20 protein-coding genes and 1 pseudogene are annotated in these 20,947 nt (G+C 36.9%); 5 read left to right on the top strand and 16 right to left on the bottom strand.

Features of this window, described 5'->3' with window-relative positions; genetic code table 11:
* A partial coding sequence (locus tag H1P_RS03225) for a DEAD/DEAH box helicase (protein WP_144864088.1) occupies positions 1–2,263 on the bottom strand: 2,263 nt, incomplete at its 3' end.
* 102 nt (positions 2,264–2,365) lie between these two features.
* Here H1P_RS03225 and H1P_RS03220 point away from each other — a divergent pair.
* Positions 2,366–2,830 (top strand): phosphate-starvation-inducible PsiE family protein, encoded by a 465-nt coding sequence (locus H1P_RS03220; RefSeq protein ID WP_144864096.1) that lies wholly within the window; start codon positions 2,366–2,368, stop codon positions 2,828–2,830.
* A 214-nt stretch (positions 2,831–3,044) separates the two neighbouring features.
* On the opposite strand, the gene H1P_RS03215 is transcribed toward H1P_RS03220, so the two are convergent.
* The 3 genes from H1P_RS03215 to H1P_RS03205 form a co-directional block, all read right to left on the bottom strand.
* Positions 3,045–3,374 (bottom strand): hypothetical protein, encoded by a 330-nt coding sequence (locus H1P_RS03215; protein ID WP_144864086.1) that lies wholly within the window; start codon positions 3,372–3,374, stop codon positions 3,045–3,047.
* A 101-nt stretch (positions 3,375–3,475) separates the two neighbouring features.
* Positions 3,476–4,348, bottom strand: coding sequence for a hypothetical protein (locus H1P_RS03210; RefSeq protein ID WP_144864084.1), 873 nt, complete (start codon positions 4,346–4,348; stop codon positions 3,476–3,478).
* Between the two features lie 77 nt (positions 4,349–4,425).
* Positions 4,426–5,178, bottom strand: a complete 753-nt coding sequence (locus H1P_RS03205; protein WP_246141447.1) for a 16S rRNA (uracil(1498)-N(3))-methyltransferase — start codon at positions 5,176–5,178, stop codon at positions 4,426–4,428.
* 171 nt (positions 5,179–5,349) lie between these two features.
* Between H1P_RS03205 and H1P_RS03200 the strand changes: the two genes are divergently transcribed.
* Positions 5,350–5,739, top strand: a complete 390-nt coding sequence (locus H1P_RS03200) for a response regulator (protein WP_144864082.1) — start codon at positions 5,350–5,352, stop codon at positions 5,737–5,739.
* A gap of 387 nt (positions 5,740–6,126) precedes the next feature.
* Here H1P_RS03200 and H1P_RS03195 read toward each other — a convergent pair whose 3' ends face one another.
* From H1P_RS03195 to H1P_RS03180, 4 genes and pseudogenes are all read right to left on the bottom strand, one after another.
* On the bottom strand, positions 6,127–6,480 hold the full coding sequence (locus H1P_RS03195) for a hypothetical protein (RefSeq protein WP_144864080.1): 354 nt from the start codon (positions 6,478–6,480) through the stop codon (positions 6,127–6,129).
* 340 nt (positions 6,481–6,820) lie between these two features.
* Positions 6,821–7,208 (bottom strand): annotated as a pseudogene (locus H1P_RS03190) (ferredoxin).
* On the bottom strand, positions 7,209–7,595 hold the full coding sequence (locus tag H1P_RS03185; RefSeq protein WP_144864078.1) for a DUF1257 domain-containing protein: 387 nt from the start codon (positions 7,593–7,595) through the stop codon (positions 7,209–7,211).
* A gap of 54 nt (positions 7,596–7,649) precedes the next feature.
* Positions 7,650–7,865 carry a DUF2997 domain-containing protein gene (locus H1P_RS03180; RefSeq protein ID WP_144864076.1) on the bottom strand — a complete coding sequence of 72 codons (216 nt, stop codon included), beginning with the start codon at positions 7,863–7,865 and terminating at the stop codon, positions 7,650–7,652.
* A 330-nt stretch (positions 7,866–8,195) separates the two neighbouring features.
* Here H1P_RS03180 and bioU point away from each other — a divergent pair, with 330 nt between their 5' ends.
* A complete protein-coding gene (gene bioU / locus H1P_RS03175) occupies positions 8,196–9,197 on the top strand; it encodes a (S)-8-amino-7-oxononanoate synthase BioU (RefSeq protein WP_144864074.1) in 1,002 nt (333 codons plus the stop codon).
* A 102-nt stretch (positions 9,198–9,299) separates the two neighbouring features.
* On the opposite strand, the gene H1P_RS37205 is transcribed toward bioU, so the two are convergent.
* Positions 9,300–9,536, bottom strand: a complete 237-nt coding sequence (locus H1P_RS37205) for a hypothetical protein (RefSeq protein WP_222426902.1) — start codon at positions 9,534–9,536, stop codon at positions 9,300–9,302.
* Between H1P_RS37205 and H1P_RS03170 the strand changes: the two genes are divergently transcribed.
* Positions 9,526–11,466, top strand: coding sequence for a type I polyketide synthase (locus H1P_RS03170; RefSeq protein WP_144864093.1), 1,941 nt, complete (start codon positions 9,526–9,528; stop codon positions 11,464–11,466). The genes H1P_RS37205 and H1P_RS03170 overlap by 11 nt on opposite strands.
* A 144-nt stretch (positions 11,467–11,610) precedes the next feature.
* Here the strand turns inward: H1P_RS03170 and H1P_RS03165 are convergent, their stop codons facing one another.
* Together H1P_RS03165 and H1P_RS03160 are read right to left on the bottom strand one after the other, a co-directional pair.
* On the bottom strand, positions 11,611–12,456 hold the full coding sequence (locus H1P_RS03165) for a glycosyltransferase family protein (RefSeq protein ID WP_144864072.1): 846 nt from the start codon (positions 12,454–12,456) through the stop codon (positions 11,611–11,613).
* Positions 12,457–12,856: 400 nt separating this feature from the next.
* On the bottom strand, positions 12,857–13,405 hold the full coding sequence (locus tag H1P_RS03160; protein ID WP_144864069.1) for a peroxiredoxin: 549 nt from the start codon (positions 13,403–13,405) through the stop codon (positions 12,857–12,859).
* Positions 13,406–13,574: 169 nt separating this feature from the next.
* Here H1P_RS03160 and sat point away from each other — a divergent pair, with 169 nt between their 5' ends.
* Complete coding sequence (gene sat / locus H1P_RS03155; RefSeq protein WP_144864068.1) at positions 13,575–14,747, top strand: sulfate adenylyltransferase; 1,173 nt, start codon at positions 13,575–13,577, stop codon at positions 14,745–14,747.
* Positions 14,748–14,830: 83 nt separating this feature from the next.
* Here the strand turns inward: sat and H1P_RS03150 are convergent, their stop codons facing one another.
* From H1P_RS03150 to H1P_RS03130, 5 genes are all read right to left on the bottom strand, one after another.
* A complete protein-coding gene (locus tag H1P_RS03150; RefSeq protein ID WP_144864066.1) occupies positions 14,831–15,679 on the bottom strand; it encodes an alpha/beta fold hydrolase in 849 nt (282 codons plus the stop codon).
* A gap of 552 nt (positions 15,680–16,231) precedes the next feature.
* Entirely contained in the window at positions 16,232–16,414 is a 183-nt protein-coding gene (locus tag H1P_RS03145) for a hypothetical protein (protein WP_144864064.1), read from the bottom strand.
* A 94-nt stretch (positions 16,415–16,508) separates the two neighbouring features.
* Positions 16,509–17,279 carry an imidazole glycerol phosphate synthase subunit HisF gene (hisF, locus tag H1P_RS03140; RefSeq protein WP_144864062.1) on the bottom strand — a complete coding sequence of 257 codons (771 nt, stop codon included), beginning with the start codon at positions 17,277–17,279 and terminating at the stop codon, positions 16,509–16,511.
* Between the two features lie 129 nt (positions 17,280–17,408).
* Positions 17,409–18,113 (bottom strand): rhomboid family intramembrane serine protease, encoded by a 705-nt coding sequence (locus tag H1P_RS03135; protein WP_144864060.1) that lies wholly within the window; start codon positions 18,111–18,113, stop codon positions 17,409–17,411.
* 253 nt (positions 18,114–18,366) lie between these two features.
* The gene (locus tag H1P_RS03130; protein ID WP_144864058.1) at positions 18,367–20,757 is read right to left on the bottom strand and encodes a helix-turn-helix domain-containing protein; all 2,391 of its coding nucleotides are present in this window, start codon (positions 20,755–20,757) and stop codon (positions 18,367–18,369) included.
* Positions 20,758–20,947: the final 190 nt, after the last annotated feature.

The following is a 20,947-nucleotide window of genomic DNA, read 5'->3' as shown; positions in this document are numbered from 1 at the left end:
CACCAAATCTTTGTTCTTCATCTATTACCAGCATTCCTAAGTCTTTAAACTTGATATCTTTACCTAATAACTGATGTGTTCCTACGACAATATCTAACTCTCCTGTAGCAAGACGTTTCATTATTTCTTTTTTCTCAGAAGCAGTTCGGAAACGATTTAATAAACCAACATTTATGGGATAGGCTGCAAATCTTTCTTTAAGAGTGTGATAGTGTTGCTGAGTTAAAATTGTCGTAGGAGCAAGAAAAGCAACCTGTTTATTTCCGCTAGTAATTACTTTAAACATAGCTCTAATTGCAACTTCTGTTTTACCAAAACCAACATCACCACAAACTAAACGATCCATAGGAAGATCGCTTTCTAAATCGTGTTTGACATCTTGAACTGCTTTTAATTGATCTGGTGTAGGTTGATAGGGGAAAGAATCTTCTAATTCTTTTTGCCAAGGATTATCAGGGGGATAGGCATAACCAGTTAGTTTAGCTCGTTTTGCATACAGTTTTAATAAATCGACTGCTAACTTTTTAATTGCTTTCTGCACTTTAGTCTTAGTTTTTGACCAAGACTTATCGGACATTTTATTAAGTACTGGCGGGCGTTTACCCGTGCGACGGTAGCGAGCAATTGTATCTAAAGAATCGGCGGGAATTCTTAATAATCCATCTGCATATTGAATTTTTAAATATTCCCTACTGTAGAGAGTTTCTAATTCCAGAAATTTTCCTAAACCGTGATGTTTATGAACTACATAATCTCCTGGACGTAATTTGTCCAAGTCAACCTGTTTAGAAGTAGCTTTTCTGCGTTTACGAACATAACCCCCAGTAGCTAAACTATGCTGTCCAAAAAATTCTCGATCTGTAACAATAGCAATCCGATATGTAGGTAAAATAAAGCCTTGTAAATCCGCTAAGCCTGAATACTTAACCGCAATTGCTGTACCATGAATTTGATTTTTTTCGATAGCATTAAAATCATGGGGATTGGGAATATACTGTACTGGACAATCATGTTCTTGTAACAACGCAGCAGAACGAGTCGGCTGTACTGAAACTAACCAAGATTTATATTTCTCTAAAGTGATTCCGCTATAAATTTCTTTTCTACCTCTTAAGATAGCTGCCAATTTTCCGAACTGATGAGGAGTAGTAGGAACAGGACGACTATAAAGATTAACTATGGGGATATCTGCATAATTATCTATAGGTAAACGAGGATTTTCTTCAGCAATTTCTGATAAATAGATTGTTTTAAATTCATTGCTAAAAATTAAGTTATCTTCAAAAATATCATGCACTTTCGGCAGGTGAGGTTTAATATTTTTCCATTGTTCCTCAGCATTAGCAGCCCAGCGATCGCTTTTTACTTGACTTTGTTCGACTTCATCAATAGCAATAATAGTATTTGCTGGTAAATAATCAATTAAAGAGGCGGGATTATCAAACGCCAAACCTAAAAAGCGACGCATCCCTTCTGGATAATTACCTTCTAATAAACCCTCTAACTCTTCATCAGATAAATACTCTTCTAAACTAAAATCTTTCTCTAAAATAGTATTAGTAATAATATTAGAAAAAGAAGTAGGAGTTAATAATAAATTTTTGAGATTATCTAAAGAACGTTGATTTGCAGGATCGAATTCTTTAATGTGTTCTAACTCATCCCCAAACCACTCCAAACGCACGGGTAGTTCTGCCGAAACAGGGAAAATATCAACAATATCACCCCTTCTACTCCATTGTCCCTCAATTTCTACCAGAGAAACCCTCTCATAACCCAATTTAGCTAAAGCAGTATCTAATTCCTTAGAATCTAAACTCATTCCCTCCTGCAAAGAGAGACAATAATCAGCAAATACCTGTGGTGGTGGTAAATGTTGCTGTAAAGCCTTCTCTGTAGTGACAATAGCTGTCTTTGTTAATTTTTGCTTCCCAATAGCCGATAAAACCTGCATCTGTCCCCAAATTGTCTCTGATTCGGGGTCAAAAGGGTCATAGGGAGACGCTTCAGAAGTAGGATAAAAATTAACACTCTGCCATCCCATCGCCTCTAATTGAGCAGCCCAAAGCCCCGCTTCTTCTAGGTTGGGACATACTACCAACAGATTTTTATCCGCCACATTAGCCAAACCCGACGTAACTATGCCTTTCGGTAAACGGGAAATTCCATTGAGTAACAAAGAGCCATTATGATTTAGTTTAGAAACTAATTCTTTAGTCAGAGTAGATTTTGCGATCGCACGTACTACAGATGCAAATGCCATAGAGTCTATATAGCTTAATTGAGTAGAAACTATCTTAATTATGATACCTTTGATCCATTTTTTTCTAGAGCGGAATTTAAAAATTTAAATTATATTGAGGAGATCGCCTTGCTAAAAAACTTCTGGAAAGCAATATTTAGTAATGAAAGTGACGAACAATTTTTAAAAATTATTCATATAGTTGAGAGATTAGTCTCTAAAATTTTATCTATAGCCTTACTAATAGTAATTGCTGTGGCTCTTTTCGATCTAATTTATCTTTTAGGTAAAGATATTAGTGCTAAAGATCCTGCGGGTTTCTATAATAGAAGCATTATCGAACTATTTGGTTTATTTTTAAATATTTTAATTGCTTTAGAGCTACTAGAAAATATCACAGCTTATTTAAAAAAGAATATTATTCATGTGGAGCTAGTAATTGTTACGGCTTTGATTGCTGTTTCACGAAAAATCATTATCTTTGATTTTGCCAAGCAAAATAGTCAAGATATGATAGCAATCTCTATCGGTATTTTTGCTCTATCTATTAGCTATTGTTTAATTAAAAATATGAAGATAAAGCAGTAAGAGTTTAAGGTAATAGGTAATAGGTCAACTAAAAAAGATGACTGATTATTATTAATATTTAATAACCAATCACCAACTACTAACCACTATACGAACGTGACGTGGAACGTCCCTACCCATGTTATCCCGTTTATACGAAGATGCGATGGGTACAAGTCCCGTTTAGTTTGCCCTCCTTCAACGATAAAGGACTTGACGGGACTAACAAAACAACCTATTCGATAGCACTAGGTTGCACTTTTTGTGTTTTTTCCAAACTGCGGACTAAACGTCTACAACCAGCGCAATCACAACCATAACGAGCAATTGCTCTATCTCCTTCTCGATCTAATGCTTCCATCGTATCTGCATCATAACCATTACAAGAACAATCAAAAAAAGGATAATCTGTATTGCTAGCAGGTATATCCGCTAACTCTTGATTAGTACCTGGTGCAGAAAAAACATACTCTCTATTTGTATTAGCCTCCGCAGCATTACCTGCTAATAAACTTAAAGCAATTGAACCAGAACATCCTAAAACTGTTAGTACTTGTTTATTCATAATAATCCTCATTCCATGAATCAACGACTAAATCATGACTACTATAGCAACCTGATTAAAAATTGGGGTAAAGAAGTCGTGATGTTCTGATGTCCAAAACATTACTCCTTCTTAGTAACAATTCCCCAAGTAATTAGACTAAGTAACAATCCTAAACTAGATTTAAACTCAAAAGGAACAGCAGCAGAAACAGGAGTATTATCCCAACCAGGAGAGATCGCACTATTGGCTTGAGTTAAACTATCATTAAAGGTAATGGTGTAATCAAAAGGAGAAGAAATACCTGAAGTTGTTTGAGTCATTCTCTCAGCATCAGTATTACGTGGAGCAAAAAATGACTGTGCTTCTAAAACAAGCTCTGTTCCTGAAAAAGACATATTTGTCGGAACTAAAGTATTAGTCTTACCATTACTTAACAGTGCAGAAACAAAAGTTCCATTATTAATCACTCCTGTAATATTATTGGGGTCGCTAGAATTAATCCGATCGAGTTCAATTTTTAATAATACAGTAGCTTTTGCGCCTCCCCCTTGACCATAACTATTTAACCAGCCATTAGTCGTAAAACGGCGAAAATCATTGCTAGCATCTCCTTGAGTTCCATCGGTGGTAAAAGCAGCATATAAATCATTATTTCCATCCCACAGTAAAGCAATACCTCTAGCATCTGCACCAGTGGTTTCGATATCCGTGAAAACCCAATCTCTCGTACCATTAGTAAAGCTAGTTAAAATTGGGTCTTGATTATTATTATTTACTTGGTTTGTGCCAATATAAACATTAGTGTTGCCATTACTTACTACTGCTACGCCATCACTAATTAAAGTATCTTCATTATCGGTAGCGGTAAATTTTTTGACATCATTATTAATACCAAAAGTAGACACCGCAATTGCCGATTCAGCAGCAATCACAGAAGCAGTTACCGCAGTACCTAAAATAAACAAATGTTTGATAGTAGAAATTGAGAACATTACAGGTAAAATTAGAAATTGTCGATCTTAGTATTCCCCAATAATTTGTCAGATTTAACTAATATCCAGGTAAATGATTAATTATTTTCATTGAAGATCGCATTAACTAAAGTCGCAGCAGCAATGGGAGCAGTGACAGCACGTAAAATAGATTTACCTAAAGAAACTGACTTAAATTGCTGAGTTTGCGCTATTTTTATTTCGTTTTCTGTCCAACCACCTTCTGCACCTGTAGCAATAGCAATCTCTGATTGTGGGGAAGTTTGCAAACAACTCCAAAGAGAAGGAAAATCGCCTCGCGCGACACATATATAGCTGTTGCTTTTTTGAGGTATTAATTCGGTAATAGCTTGTTTAAAAGGTAAAGGCTCGATAATTTGAGGTACGATTTCTCTTTCTGCTTGTTCTGCTGCTTCTGTAACAATTTTGCGCCATCTGTCTACTTTGTTACTACTAGGTTTTAATAAAGAGCGATCGCTTTTTACTGGGATAAACTGACTAACTCCTAATTCTGTACCACATTTTAAGACCTGTTCGTAACCGTTACCTTTTGGTAAAGCAGTAATAAGAGTTAAATTAACCGCTAATTCAGTTTTTAAAGAGATTATTTCGAGTAAATGAGCATTTGCGCCATTTAACTCTGCTAGCCAAGATTTTCCTTGACCATTTATCACAATAAAGCGATCGCCTCTCTGAAAACGGAGAACTCGCTTCAAATAGTGTTCTTGTTCTTTGGTTAATCTAACTGTATCTGCTGTTTGCTGAGAAGGATCGAATACTAAACGATATAAGTTAGACATTGATGATTGATTACTAGTTTTTGCTCCCATTTTTTACCTATATTAGGTTTTATACCCTAAGCAAACCGACAATCTAATTAATATCCGCTAGCGGACAGACTTAAGCACAGACAATATGAGACGCTAAGGAAAATATGTGTAGATAACTAAATCCATCAAGGGTTTGAAGGCAATACCTTACAAAAAAAAGCTAAATTGCTCGTGACTTCTAGAAGCCTCTTGCTTATTGACGATAACGATGATTATACAACTCTAGTTAAGTTGGTTTTAGAACAAGATAATAACTGGAGAATCATAACCGCGTCAACGGTCAAAGAGGGGATTGCCAAAGCGCAACTAGAAAAGCTAGATTTGATTTTGCTGGATATAGTAATGCCCAACTTAGATGGAATAGCTGTTTATAAAATGCTTAAGTCCAAGCAGGCTACTTGCTCTATTCCCATTATTTTTCTAACCGCTATGATTGGGATGGAGAAAATGGTTCAGTCGCAAGTTGATGCAGATGTAGAAGTAATGACTAAACCGATGAGCATTATAATCCTGAAGAATCAAATAACTGACCGATACAATCGATATTTATCCCTTAGCTAATAGTTAGAATTGCTTCGATTAGTCATTGAGCAAGCTCAGTTAATTTTGCCAAGACTGACTTTATTACCACGCCCAACGAGGCTCAAGTAATAAGTAATAAGTAATAAGTAATAAGTAATAAGTAATAAGTAATAAGTAATAAGTAATAAGTAAAGCCCGAAGTATGGTTTAAGTAGCAAGTAGCAAGTAGCAAGGAACAAGTAGCAAGTAACTCAAATAAGAAGGATCAAATAATTGCTTTTAACTTACAAGAAGACAAACTTGCTACTTGCTACTTGAGCGAAGCGGTACTTGCTACTTTTAAAGAGGTAATGACGAGTTACTCGTGAATTACTTATCGTCTTTAATCACAAATAAGCACTAGTATAAAATTTGTCTATATTACTCCTATTGTATTGGCTTACCTAGCAATTGTTTTAACTCATTTCTGCCAATCTCATATCTCATAGCTTCTTTGTTTACGAATAGTACTTGTAAATAGATATCTCCATCAGGCAAATTACTCATTGGATAATGTTCAACTAACATGGTTTTACCAGGAACTAGATTGTAGAGATTGCTGAAAAAACTAATTATTTCTTTGCTGACGTTAGCGACTTTTCTACCTGGATTTTTAGTGACATCTGTGGCGATTATGACGGCTTTTTCCTCGGTAATCCAATAAATACGCACACGACATCGATTATGAACATAATCTCCTTTAGACTCCCAGACAAAAACTGTATCTATCTCATTAACCACAATAGGGTAACACTTATCCGCTTGTTACAAAACGGCGTTGCTGAAATGTAATGTTCAACAGTTAAAGATGAAATTGCAAAATCCAGCTATTTCATCGATTCCTAGTCTAAAAATCATTATCGATCAGCAATGCCGACAAAACTCAGTCTAGTTTGACATGGCTTATAACTCATGTCTGACCCTTAGCGGACATAACAACTCCTCATGGTAGAGTAGGTCAAAAATACAATTTCAGAGATTTCCTCGCTATCACGCACGTATGAGAAAGCAAGAACCAGAGCAAGACTCTGGTTAAAATCGCACCCGCTTTAAGGTTTGCGGGAGATAAATAATAAATGGTTTAGCGTTTTGGAGGCAAGCCAAGATTTCTCATAACTTGATTCTTTCTTTGTTTCTCTAGTTTCTTTAACTCTGTGTAGTCTACCCAGTTAATACAGTTAACAGGACAAGTATCTATTGCCTCGTCAATCATCTCTTCCGAGTCTCCATCCTGATTGAATACCCGCGCTCGCCCGTAATTGGGTTCAATATAAAATGTGTCAGGAGCAACGTGGGCGCAATTTTTACAGCCAATACAGGTAGTTTCGTCCACATAAGCACCTTTTTGACGCAATACTCCCCCTAACTCTGGTTCAAAACCATTTCTTTCGGGCGCGTCTCGAAAAACCCCCCCCTAGCTCTGGCTCAAAGCCAGTAGGTTCGGGGGTAGATATAAAATCATCAGACATTTACGCACTCCAGCGTTGCAATACTAGACGGATTGAACCATCTTGATTTTTTTGTTGTTCGGAGATTTCAAAGCCTTGTTTGGTAGTTTCTTCCATTACGGTGTGATAAGCATAACGCTGAGTCACTTTTCTGAGGAAACCATCTACAGTTAAAGGCTGTTCCCAGTATTGTAAGTCTGCAACTAATTCGTATTCGTTACCATTCCAACTAAAGCCGAAGTCGTAATTGTTATCTTGTTCAACTACTACTTCTGCGTCTCTAGTTTGACCTTGATAGCCTCTGATGGGTGCAGAACTATCTTTCCACTCAATACCCATATCATTAAGGGCTGCTTTTAAAGAAGACAGATTCCGAATTTTGGTTTTGATATTACTAAAATGAGACATATTTGGGTTGTTTAAAGGAACTATTTGGATAAGGAAACCAGAATTTTAATTTGATTACCAACCACTAAAAGTATTTTGATTATTTACTTTTGTTGATTGAGTAACTTCTTGAGCGTAGTATTCCGCAGTTGATTGCTGAGAAACTACTACCCCAAGTTGTTCTTCAATTGCTGCTGTTACCTCTTGACAAGATGCCCCAACAATACCAGTCACGGTTTCTTTGACCCGACCATCGGGATAGATAATAAATTCAAGAGTTTCTACATTCATGGTCGATTATTCGATAGTTAATTGGTTAATAAAGTGGGGTTGCAATAGATAGAAATCAATAGATTGCCTAAGTTTTTAGCAAAATACTTATCTTTGGCTATCACAGCATTATGATTGGAATTTTATCAAAAATTAATAATGGGTAGGTGGATTACTTTATTATTTTCTAAGTTTTCCTTACCTTATGTTTCTAGTCAAGTATAAATAGTATAAAAAAGAATAATCAGTTAATAAATCTATACAAAGGTTGAGCCAGTTAATAAATTCAAAGAGTAAATTAGCAACAAATATGCAATGCTATATTTCATTCGGCGATGATTTAAGAAGAAAATGATTGTAGATAAAATCAATTCTCCAATTAAGGTAGGAGTCCTCGGTTTTGGCGGTTTAGGACAAGCAGCAGCCAAAGTTTTAACACCTAAAGGGGAAATGTCCTGGGTAGCAGCAGCAGACAAGCAAGGTTACGCTTATGACCCCACTGGTTTAAATTCTGATGCGGTTATCAAAAGCTATCATCAACAAGGCTCTGTAGGCTATTTAGAACCCAATGGTGTTTTGAGTAGTCATAGTATTCAAGACTTACTCGCTAACAAACAGGTAGACGGTTATTTTCTGGCATTACCCAACTTACCCAATACTTTTATGGCAGATGTCGCCCAACAATTTATCAAGTCTGGTTGGCAAGGGGTATTAGTAGACGCGCTCAAACGCACCAGCGCAGTGGAACAATTACTAGAATTACAAACCGAGTTACAACAAGCGGGTATCACATATCTAACGGGTTGTGGTGCCACACCTGGGTTATTAACCGCAGCAGCAGCAGTAGCAGCCCAAAGCTATGGGGAAATTCACAGCGTTAAAATTACTTTTGGCGTGGGTATTGCTAACTGGGAAGCTTATCGCGCTACAATTCGCGAAGATATTGCCCATATGCCTGAATACGATGTGGAAACCGCTAGAGCCATGACTGATGAAGAGGTATCAGCACTGCTGGATAAAACCAACGGGATTATTGCTCTAGAAAATATGGAACACGCTGACGATATTATGTTGGAATTGGCTGGTATCTGTAGTCGCGATCGCGTTACAGTGGGTGGTGTGGTAGATACTCGCAATCCTCAAAAACCACTTAGTACTAATGTTCAGATTACAGGACGTACTTTTGAAGGCAAAATTTCTACCCATACTTTTACTCTAGGCGATGAAACTAGCATGGCTGCTAATGTTTGTGGCCCTGCTTTTGGTTATTTGAAAGCGGGTATTGCTCTGCAACGTCGTGGTATGAGTGGTTTATTTACCGCAGCCGAAATTATGCCCCAATTTGTTCGTTGAGAAAAGAGATAACCCGTGAATCTTATCACATATAGGGTTTGCTGAAAAAGTAGTAATAGGCGTGAGGTTCCCCAAGTCGTAGAGACGTGAGATATCGCGTCTCTACAGCAGATATTCAAAATCCTGGTTCTGGAGCGAAAATAAAGTATTAGTATTCAAGTCTGTATGATTACCCCCTGCTTTTAAATAAAATTTATCTCCCTCTCCTTGTGCTATCACACTCAATAAATGTTTAAGCGAACCCGATCTAACACCAACACCTGTGGAAAGTTTAGCAGCATCAGATAATCTCTCACCTACGAAAAAGGCTCTACTGGCATTAAAACAAATGCGAGACAAAATAGATACCTTGGAAAAAGCGAAACATGAACCGATAGCGATTATCGGAATTGGGTGTCGTTTTCCTGGCGCAGATAATCCTGAAGAGTTTTGGCAATTATTATCTCAAGGTGGTAATGCTATCACCAAAGTACCTGAAGTACATTGGGATCTAAAGCAATATTGTAGTGATGCCGTTAACACCCCTGGTAAAATTTGTACTGCTTACGGTGGATTTGTCCCCCATTTAAAAGAATTTGATGCTGCTTTCTTTCGTATTGCACCCAGAGAAGCAATCAGTCTTGACCCCCAACAAAGATTACTGTTAGAAGTAAGTTGGGAAGCTTTAGAAAATGCAGCTATCCCCGCAGAAGAGCTTAAAGGAACTGCTACAGGGGTTTTTATTGGTATCTGTGGTACAGACTATTGGCATCAATTACTCAATCGTAACCCTAACCAAATCGATGCTTATTTAACTACAGGTAATACCCATAGTCTGGCTTCGGGGCGTTTATCACACTTTTATGGTTTAACTGCGCCCAGTATTTCTTTAGATACTGCTTGTTCTTCATCTTTAGTTGCAGTACATTTAGCAATTAAAAGTTTACGCGATCGCGAATCAAATTTAGCTATAGTAGGAGGTGTAAATCGCCTCATTGCGCCTCAAGTTAGTATTAACTTTTCTCAGGCTAAAATGCTCTCTCCTGATGGGCTATGTAAAACTTTTGACACCTCTGCTAATGGCTTTGTACGCTCGGAAGGTTGTGGCATTGTCATCTTGAAACGCTTAGATGATGCTATTGCAGATCGAGATAATATTCAAGCTGTTTTATTAGGTTCGGCGGTTAATCAAGATGGGCGCACTAGCAGTATTACCACCCCCAATAGTTTGTCGCAGCAAGCGGTAATTAAGCAGGCATTGAAGAATAGTAAAATAAAGCCATCCCAAGTTAGCTATGTAGAAAGCCACGGTACGGGAACATCATTAGGAGATTTAATTGAAATAGAAGCTTTAAGCTCAGTCTTTGCCTATAATGAGCAATTAATTTTAGGCGCGGTTAAAACTAACATCGGTCACTTAGAATCGGCATCAGGTATTGCTAGCTCGATCAAAACGGTCTTATCTCTGCAAAAATCAACCATTCCTGCTAATCTCCATCTTAAACAACCCCATAACCAAATAGATTGGCAAAAATCGCCCTTTATCTTACCCAAAAATAACTTGTCTTGGGAGAAAAAAGAACAACCTCGTATTGCAGGAGTCAGTGCTTTTGGCTTGAGCGGGACAAATGCCCATGTAATAATCTCAGAAGCTCCCGATATGGAAGACAGTCATACCGTTATTAGACCAGATAGTAATTTATTTAGCCTCTCTGCCAGAAATAAACCCGCTTTACAACAGCTAGTTACCAATTACACTGAATATCTAGAAAAAAATCCCCATCTTAACCTAGAAGACATTTGTTTAACCGTTAATATAGGGCGATCGCATTTTAACCATAGATTAGCCCTCACCGCAAGTTCTACCCTGGAATTACAAAGCAAATTAAGGCAATTTATCAATCAAAAAACACCTACAGAATTTTGGCAAGGTAAAGTAAATCTCAATAGTGAACCTAAAGTTACTGTTATTAATTCTCCTGAAGTACAAAAACCCCTATTAGATTTAGCAGCATCGATGCTTATTAATCCCGTTGCTGATTTAGATGTCGCTAAAATTTGTTGGGAAATTAACGACCAGTCGAGCTTACAATCAAATGAAAATCAAACAGTTATTTTTACGAAAATCAATCATGAATTAGATGATTGGCAACTACTAACATCAGGATTAGCACAATTGTATATATTAGGTGTTGCGATTAATTGGCAAACTGTAGCCAAAAATTTTGGTGGAAACAGAATTACTTTGCCTACTTATCCTTTTCAAAGACAAACATATTGGTGGGATTAATTATTAAACATTGAACTTATAGTCGTTCCAATTAATTTCCTTACATTAAGTTTAATGGTTCGAGGGAACGCCTGAACAGGGAACGCCTGAACAGTCAAGTATAAGGTTTTTATTTGGAATCACTATAGATTTTAGATACAAAGCTTATGAGGCACTCAAACCAAATTTTTCAAAATGTTCGCTAAGTAAACTTCTTGTCAAGAAAACCTCTGTTTCTTCAGGCTTTGCAGGTGCATTACTAGGTGCTTCTTTCAGGTAATTTTCTGTAAATTTATTAAGTTCTTTCAAGAGTTTTCGATCGCCTTTAGCATTTTTTGTTGCATAGAATGTTCTGATAATAGTATTTCTTGAACTACCAATCCAAGGAGTACCTAAATTAACCAACTTTACTCCATACTCTTGATTTACTTTTTCATAAGCTTTCCATAGGGTTAGCTGATCGATATACTTGCTTTGTTGTGGTTCTTCAAGAATTTTCCAAAGTTGTTTAACCCACTCTTGAGTTAGTTCTTTAGCCACAGAAGAATTAGATAAACCGAGTACGTTCATTGTCAACCTTAAAGCTTCATGCTTCATTTTAGGTCGAGCAAAAATACAGAAATCTCCTTGCTGAAAGAGAGTACCAAATCTGTTGAGATTTCTTTTGACAATTGCATCGGCATCTAATTGAAGAAGATTTTCAGTAGAACTATCTTGTCTAAGCTCGTTAATCAAAAAAATTCTTCTTGTAGTAACGTATAGACGTTGCTCATAAGCATGGAGAAAATTTTTGTTCTCATGAATTACTTTAATATTCTCGATCTCAGCAAACTTTTTTAGGTCATTCTCTGGTATGTTAATTGCTAACACTACAACTTTGACATCTGGAGAATTTTTGATAAGAGAATTTAGTAAGATTTTTCCATAGTCTAAGTATTTATTATCAAAGCTGACACTAATAGTAACATTAGAGCTTTTAGGCTTAAATGCTTGAATCAACTGATTAATCACAATTGTTGCTCTTATTTTTGAAGGTAAAACCCATCATTTAATTTGATGTCTACTATCATAGCCAAGAAAATTAAGAATAGACAAAGAATTCCACCATAGTTAAAAACAATCTAATTTGCGATCGTGATTAAAAAGTATAGTCGTTCCAATTAATTTCCTTACATTAAGTTTAATGGTTCGAGGGAACGCCTGAACAGGGAACGCCTGAACAGTCAAGTATAAGGTTTTTATTTGGAATCACTATAATAGTGTATTAACTCAAGAAGCATTAACTCAAGAAATCAATAAAAAACACCTTACAATTGTAGGGCGAGACATATCCCACCCTACTTTAACCAACGGTCACGTGCCGTCTCCGTCGTTTTACGGCGGAGTAATCTGTGACTTTATCTAATTTCAATTAAGAATTTTGAAAGCTATCTAAATCGGCTAATACTTCTTGACTGTGGGTATTAGGTCTTACTCCTAAATACACCTTTTGTAAAACACCATTAGGGTCAATTAAATAGGTATGACGCAAAGACATTGAGCCTAACCAAGAGCCATAGGCTTTACTAACATTACCATCAGTATCAGCCAGAAGGGGAAACTTGAGACCCTCTGCATCGCAAAACTCGCGGTGAGAATCAACATCATCAACACTTACCCCTAAAATTTGAGCATCTCTAGCTTCATATTCCGCTAAATCTTGTTGAAAACGACGAGCTTCAACGGTACAACCAGAGGTAAAGTCTTGGGGATAGAAATACAAAACCACCCACTTACCCTGATAATCATTTAAAGAAATTTCCCCATCCCCTGTATTAGTAGGAAGGGTAAACTCTGGTGCTGGTTCATTAACTGGTGGTTGTGTTCCACCTAAAGCTAAAGCATAAGGGACGCAGTTACTAAAAAATAGTAAAGACAGACAAATGATTGACAAAAACTTCACAAAAGAATGACGATTCATTGGCTTTTAAATCTGGTTTAAGGAACTAAAGTATGGTTTACTTAACATAAGTTAACAGCTATCCTGTTGTCAGATCGTGCATAGGCAATAATTTGCCGATGTATGTTAAGAGACATCACAATATAAGAATAGTTTGTTAGGATTGTTGCTCGCAGCTAAATACATGAATATGAGTGTAATTACAGATACAATTGCCCCCCACGGTGGCACACTAATTAATCGCATTGTTACAGAAGAACAAAAAGCAGAATTTTTAGCTCAAGCAGACTCTTTACCTAAAGTTCAATTGGATAAAAGAGCAACTTCTGATTTAGTCATGATTGCTATTGGTGGTTTTAGCCCCATCAGTGGTTTTATGGGAGAAGCAGACTATCAAGGTGTCGTTGATGATATGCGGATGGCTGATGGTACTGTTTGGTCTGTACCTGTTACTTTATCTGTTTCCGAAGAAGTTGCAGCACCTCTAAAAGAAGGTAGCCTAATTCGTTTAGACAATCCTGAAGGTAAATTTATTGGTGTTTTAGAATTAACTGAAAAATATACTTATAATAAAACCCATGAAGCGGTTAATGTTTATCGCACTGATGAAGATAAGCATCCTGGGGTAAAAGTAGTTTATGAACAAGGTGCTGTTAACCTAGCAGGTCCAGTTTGGTTATTAGAAAGAGAAGCTCATCTTTTATTTCCTACGTATCAAATTGACCCCGCAGCATCCAGAGCAATATTCCGTGACAAAGGCTGGAGAACAGTTGTGGGTTTCCAAACTCGTAACCCCATTCACCGCGCTCACGAATACATTATTAAATGTGCTTTAGAGATTGTTGATGGTTTATTTCTACATCCTTTGGTTGGTGCAACTAAAAGCGATGATATCCCTGCGGATGTGCGGATGCGCTGCTACGAAATTATGATGGAAAACTATTTTCCTCAAGACCGCGTTATTTTAGCAATTAACCCTTCTGCAATGCGTTATGCAGGTCCTCGTGAAGCAATCTTCCACGCTTTAATTCGTAAAAACTATGGTTGTACTCACTTTATCGTAGGACGCGACCACGCGGGGGTAGGGGATTACTATGGTACTTATGACGCTCAGGAAATATTTAGTCAGTTTAAACCAGAAGAGTTAGGTATTACTCCTTTAAAATTTGAACACGCTTTCTATTGCACTCGCACCGAACAAATGGCGACTGCTAAAACCAGTCCTGCAACTAAGGAAGAACGTATTCACCTATCTGGAACTAAGGTTCGTGCAATGCTAAGAGAAGGTAAAACTCCTCCTCCACAATTCTCTCGTCCTAAAGTGGCTGAAGAATTAGCTAAAGCAATGAGTGGTCAAGGCTAAAAATTAATCTTTCTTTATAGATTATAAAAGATCGCATCTAGATGCGATCTTTTTTTTGTGGTTTTAAAAATCATGCTCCCATGCTAAATTGTCTTAGGTCGAACTGACGTTAAGTAATTTTGAATTGTTTGATTAAATATTTCAGGGTTGGTTAAAAAAGCCCAATGATTACCAGAAATTTCTCGAACTTCTAGATGAGAAAGATATTGATAATAGGGTTTAAATTGCCATTGACTGCGATTGAGTCCTGCATCAAGTTTTATGAGTAGAGTCGGCACATCAACTTGTTTAGTGAAGCTAGCAACAGTCATCACATCATCAAAAATACCATCTCTGGCTGCCACTGGAAACTTACTTCTCCATGTCCCATCAGCTTTCTTTTCAATACTGGCTTGAAAAACCTTTTGCTGCAAATCACTCCATCCTTGATATTGTTTCAATTCTTTAGCTGCTGCTTCTGCTGCTTCGTAACTAGGATAGGGCTTCATTCCTTGTAAAAAAGGCAATACTCGATATAGTAAAGGGAAGGTGATTTTTAACCAACTGGGTAACTTACCAACATAAAAAGGATCGACTAAAATCAGACTGCGAAAACGCTGAGGATGATTATTAGCCCATAATGCAGCTATTTTACCACCCCAAGAATGACCGAGAATGTGCGCGTTTTCCCATCCCAACTCGTCCATTAAAGCTTCCAAATCATTAATAATATCTTGACAGCAATAACCAGTTTTCGGCTTACTGCTTTCTCCATGTCCCCGTAAATCTGGTGCAACAATATGATACTTTTCTGCTAAAAATTCTCCCAGACTAGACCAGACTAAATTTAAGTCAGCCATGCCATGCAATAGTAGTAAAGGCTCTTTACCTCGATTCCATTGTAAATAGGAAAGAGTAATATTTGATGATTGAAACGTACAGCGTGTTTTCATACTAAATCTTGTTCAAATACATCATTTGACAATTCCCGCCGTCTATACTGGAGATTATCATTTTCCTGAGACTTGCTCGGTTGTGGATTTTTTACGTCTACTTCCTTGACTAATAGTTTCTCCACTCTGCTTCATGAATAGAAATAATAGACGAACCTAGACAAGCTAGATTAGACACTTTTTACTTCTTGTTTCATAGTAGCAACGGGGCTTTTATCTTAAGTTTTTAGTTAAGGTGCATTAACCTTGGTCTATTTAAACCCCCTTCGTCCAAGGACAAGCCGTCCGCATAGCGAGCTAAATTGATACTCGCATTCTAATCACGAGGTAAAAATACCCCACAGCGACTTTTTTAGTATATATTTACTAAGTCAAAGTGATAGCTTGTGTAGAAAATCTAACCTAGAGTTACTTACTTTTTCATTTACCTTAGCTGTTAGTTTCCTGGCTTTATACCTAGATTTTTTGAATCCAAGATACATTAAAACAAAAAGTCTATTGATAAATTTTTTTCTTGTAACTTAATGAATTTTTGCGAAGAAAATTAATCAACTATATCAAGTGGCTCAAGCAGTGACCCATCAAAAAATAGACTACTAACATGGCACCAGCCGAAGCTGCCACTAAAGTACCTGCCAGCATCAGAGAAAATTCTTGTAAGTCTAAAGCTTCTTGCATTAGGTGCAAAGACCAGGCTACAAGAGCAACATCAAATATGAGAATCGGAATCAGCATTTTTACGAAATGTAAAATCTTATTTATTCTAGTACACAATTTTGCTAATTGTGAGGATATTTTCTAGAACTTAAACTTTACTAAAGAATGTTTGTTAGCTGATACGCACAGGAACTTGATGCTGTTGCAAATATTTTTTAATTTCTGCGACGCTTAATTGTCCGTAATGCAGTAAAGAAGCCAAAAGGGCTGCTTCGGCTTTGCCTTTGCTAAAGGCTTCATAAATGTGCTGAGAGTTACCTGCGCCTCCTGAAGCGATAACAGGTATCTCTACTTGTTCGGCAATAGTACGAGTAAGCTCTAAATCGTATCCTGCTTGAGTACCATCTGCATCCATACTGGTTACCAATAGTTCGCCTGCGCCTCTTTTGGTGACCTCTTTTGCCCAGGTAATAGCGTCTAAGCCCGTGTTTTCTCTACCGCCACGAACAAAAACATCCCAGCCAGGGTTACTAGAGTCATTACGCCTTCTAGCATCGATCGCTACTACTATACATTGTCTACCAAAGCGATCAGCTCCACGATTAATTAAGTCTGGGTTACGCACCGCAGCAGAGTTGATACTAACTTTGTCTGCTCCTGCTCTTAATAATTTTTTAATATCTTCTGTGGATTGAATCCCACCCCCTACGGTAAGGGGAATAAACACTTGTTCGGCGGTATTATAAACAACATCGAGAATAATATTGCGATCTTCGTGGGTAGCAGTAATATCTAAAAAGACTAATTCATCTGCTCCCGCATCATTATATACTTTTGCTAATTCTACAGGGTCGCCAGCATCTTTGAGATCGACAAAGTTAATCCCTTTGACTACTCGTCCAGCTTTGACATCAAGACAGGGTAAAATTCTTTTGGCAAGCATTATTTTGGTTAGTGGTTGGTGGTTAGTGGTTAGTGGTTAGTGGTTAGTTGTTAGTTGTTGGTGGCTCATTACTCGCTACTTCTGACTTCTGACTTCTGACTTCTGACTTCTGACTTCTGACTTCTGACTTCATCCTTCATCCCTTGAGGAAAATAATCCTAACATGGGGGCGAGGATAGCACCAAAGACAAAGCCTCCTGCGTGCGCCCAATAAGCAACACCACCACTTTCCATTCCGACATTGACGGGTACTTCTAGAGAAGCAATACCATTGAATGCTTGTTCGAGAAACCAAAAACCAAGAAAGTAAATAGCGGGAATACGAAAGATGGGGAAGAAAAAGCCCAAAGGTACGAGAGTCACAATTTTAGCTTGGGGGAATTTTAAAATATATGCGCCCATAACTCCTGCGATTGCACCACTAGCACCTAAAGAGGGAACATCAGAGGTAGCGGAGAAAAACCATTGGGATAAGGCTGCAAGTGCGCCACAAGAAAGATAAAAAACTAAGTATTTGCTGCTACCTAATTGTTCTTCGACATTGTTCCCAAATATCCACAAGAAGAGCATATTAAAAGCGATATGGGCAATACTAGCATGGAGAAATTGACAGGTAATTAGGGTAGCAAGTTCTGGTACTGGTTGATAAGTTGCAGCACCGCCTAGATTTACGGTTAATTCTAGGGGTACAACAGCAAAGTAGTGAAACAAGGTTTCTAGTTGAGAGGGATTTAAACTAAGTTCGTAAATAAAAACAATTATGTTAATGGCGATTAAGGTATAGGTGACATAAGGAGTAATCTTAATTGGGTTTTCGTCTTTTAAAGGAACCATTTTATTTAGTTAGTTACTAGTCGTTCGTTGTTCGTTGTAGATTTTGCTGTATGTTTAAAGATTTCTATTTATTGAAAAAAAGTTATCGCTCAAAAACCATCAGTAAGATGGGCAATGTCTAGTCTAATATTGCGATAAGTATTGTCTACAACAGAACATCTCAGTTTAAAAATTTTATTTTGTACAAATTTTATTATCCATGATTAGTGGTTCAATTTTCCATAAAATAAAAAATATCAGGATAATCTATAACTTACGACAGATTTGCTAAAATTTTGGCTATTTTCTTCGGAGCTTCTATTTGTTGGAATAGTTTGATAGCGTTTTGGGAGTAGGTTTTACTTTCTGTTATCTTTTCAAATTGTTGTAGGGTTAGAGCATATTGATAGTAGGCTTCAGCGAGATCGCATTTTGCACCGATATTTTCTAAAAGTTGAATTGCTTCTAGATGATATTGATTTGCTGCGATGAAATTATTTGTTTGTGCTTGAATCTTAGCTAGACAAGTTAGGGCTTTGGCTTTAATTTGAATATAATGACTTTCTTGACAAAAAGCGATCGCTTTTTCTAAGATTTCTTGGGCTGAATTATATTGTTGCAGGTTAATTAGGGTTTGTCCTAAAATTTGCATAAAGTAAGCAAAGCGACCTGTATTATAGATTTTATTTGGGTCGTGGTTAATTAGTTGAATAAATTTTTGGGCAGTAGTTCTGGCTATTTCTGTTTGTCCTAAATAGGAATGGACTAATGCTAAACAAATATCCGCTTTTTCTGCCCAAGGATGATGTCTGGTATTTTGGGCGATAGTAATTACTTCCTGAAAAAAAGTTGCAGCTTCTTCTAGTTGCCACAAATCAACATTATATAAGCCAATACTTAGTAAAGAATCTACCCGAAGCATTTTCCAGTAGTAAATACTTTGCTTATTATATGGTGCAATGGTAATCTTGTTAAGATAATTAGTTGCTGTTGTAATAGTAGATTGTTGACAAGCGATCGCTTTTTTTACTTGACCGCTAATCCAATATAAGTCCCCTAAAATATTATTAAGTTCACTATAAATTTTTGGCTCTTCAATACGATCTATAATTTGGGTGATTGCTTTTAACAAAGGTTGTGATAAACCAAGACGATATAAGTTAGTACCAAGGGTTAAATGCTGTCCCCATTGATTGGGACGACTAAATAAAATTACTTTTCCTGCTTGGGTAAAATCAGCAATTGTAAAATAATGATGATAAGCTTCAAGGGCTGTTAAACCATCTTGAATAGTTGTAATCTGGCTCACGCTTTCTATATAAAATTGAGCAATTCTTTGATTGATTTGTTGCCATTCTGTAGAAGCTAAACGAGATAAAGACTCTGCTTTAATTACGGGATGCAGCCAATAGTTTCCTTGAGAAAATTCGATTAAAGAGCGATTACGAAGAGATTCAATAATGCGATTTTTATTATCTACTTGAACATCCCAAAGTAAAGATAATAATCCTGCTTTAGAGATAGTAGGTACATCTTGATAGCGATAACAACCTAAACGACATAGTAATAAGTATGCTTGAGAGTCTAATTTTTGTAAGCGATTAAATTGACTGGTAACCAGATTTTTCAAATTAATTTCTATTAAAGGGTCGTTAGAGTTTTCCTGCCAATACGTATTTATATCTGCTGTAAAATCTTCTTGGATTACACCGCATAAGATTCCCATCGCCTTGGCATTACCACCATAAATATGATGCATTTCTTGAAGAATAGATTTATTAATTGGTACTTGATTAATCGTAAAAAACTGTTGCCAAGCAGTTGAACTTAGTCCTGATAAACGATAATGGGATAAATTAATGTCCGATTCACAAAAGCGATCGCGACTAGTAATTAAAGTAACAGATTTAACATTAATATCAGCTAAAATACGTAATAATTCGATATAGTTTCTTTGTTCAGTAATTAACAGACCATCTTTACTTAAAGCAGGTTCTAAATTATCAATTAAAATTCCTACTTTGCGTTTTTCTAGATGCCTTTTTAGCCTTGCCAAAGTAACACCAAATTCTTGACCAGGTTCTTCTTGAAAATCCCGCTTTAACCACTCTTCTACTAAGCTTTCCACAGAAGTAATATTTACGGTTTCTTTAGCCATCAGAAACTCTAAAATAAGGTCAAACTCTTGAGTAGCTAAATACTTTTTTGCCAGAGTAGTTTTTCCAATACCACCCTGTCCTTGAATAACAATTATTTTATTTCCCTGATTAACTAAAGTAGTTAAATCAGTAATTGCTTGTTGACGACCGAGAAAATTACTATCTTCTAGAATCTTATTTAATGTTGGCGCAGTAACAGCAGCTTTAATTTGAGAATTTACTAACCGAGGAAGATGAGGAACTGTTGATTTTAAACGCTTTTTAATAGCTGTACGAAAATTATTTTTATTAATCCTGACTCCCCAAGCTTTCGATAACATTTTCCATAAAAGATAACCCGCATCCTTAGCGTGTCCCTCAGTACAGCCATAAATATCAGCAATTTCTAAATACTTTTTTCCTTGCCAAACTTCTCGCAAGATAGTAGCTTGGAGATCGTTAAGAGGTTTACCAGTGCGATCGTAAATTACTCGATCCACTAAAGCCAATGCTTGCTCAATAGTCATAGCGAGTTATCTGCCTTCTTCCTTAATCTAATTTACCGCATTTGAGCGTAAAGTACCGTCCTTCTCAGGGCGACGGGGCGTATCCCCATTCGAGGACAATGTAAACTCCTGGGAAAACCACAGGAGACAGCCCCTTGTGATATAAGCGAATCACTAATTATGGTAAAATCTTATCGTGAGCTTAAACGAT

Source organism: Hyella patelloides LEGE 07179, from assembly GCF_900659865.1.
GTDB lineage: Bacteria > Cyanobacteriota > Cyanobacteriia > Cyanobacteriales > Xenococcaceae > Hyella > Hyella patelloides.
Note: the sequence above shows the minus strand (reverse complement) of the source record. Positions and strands in the feature narration are given on the sequence as shown.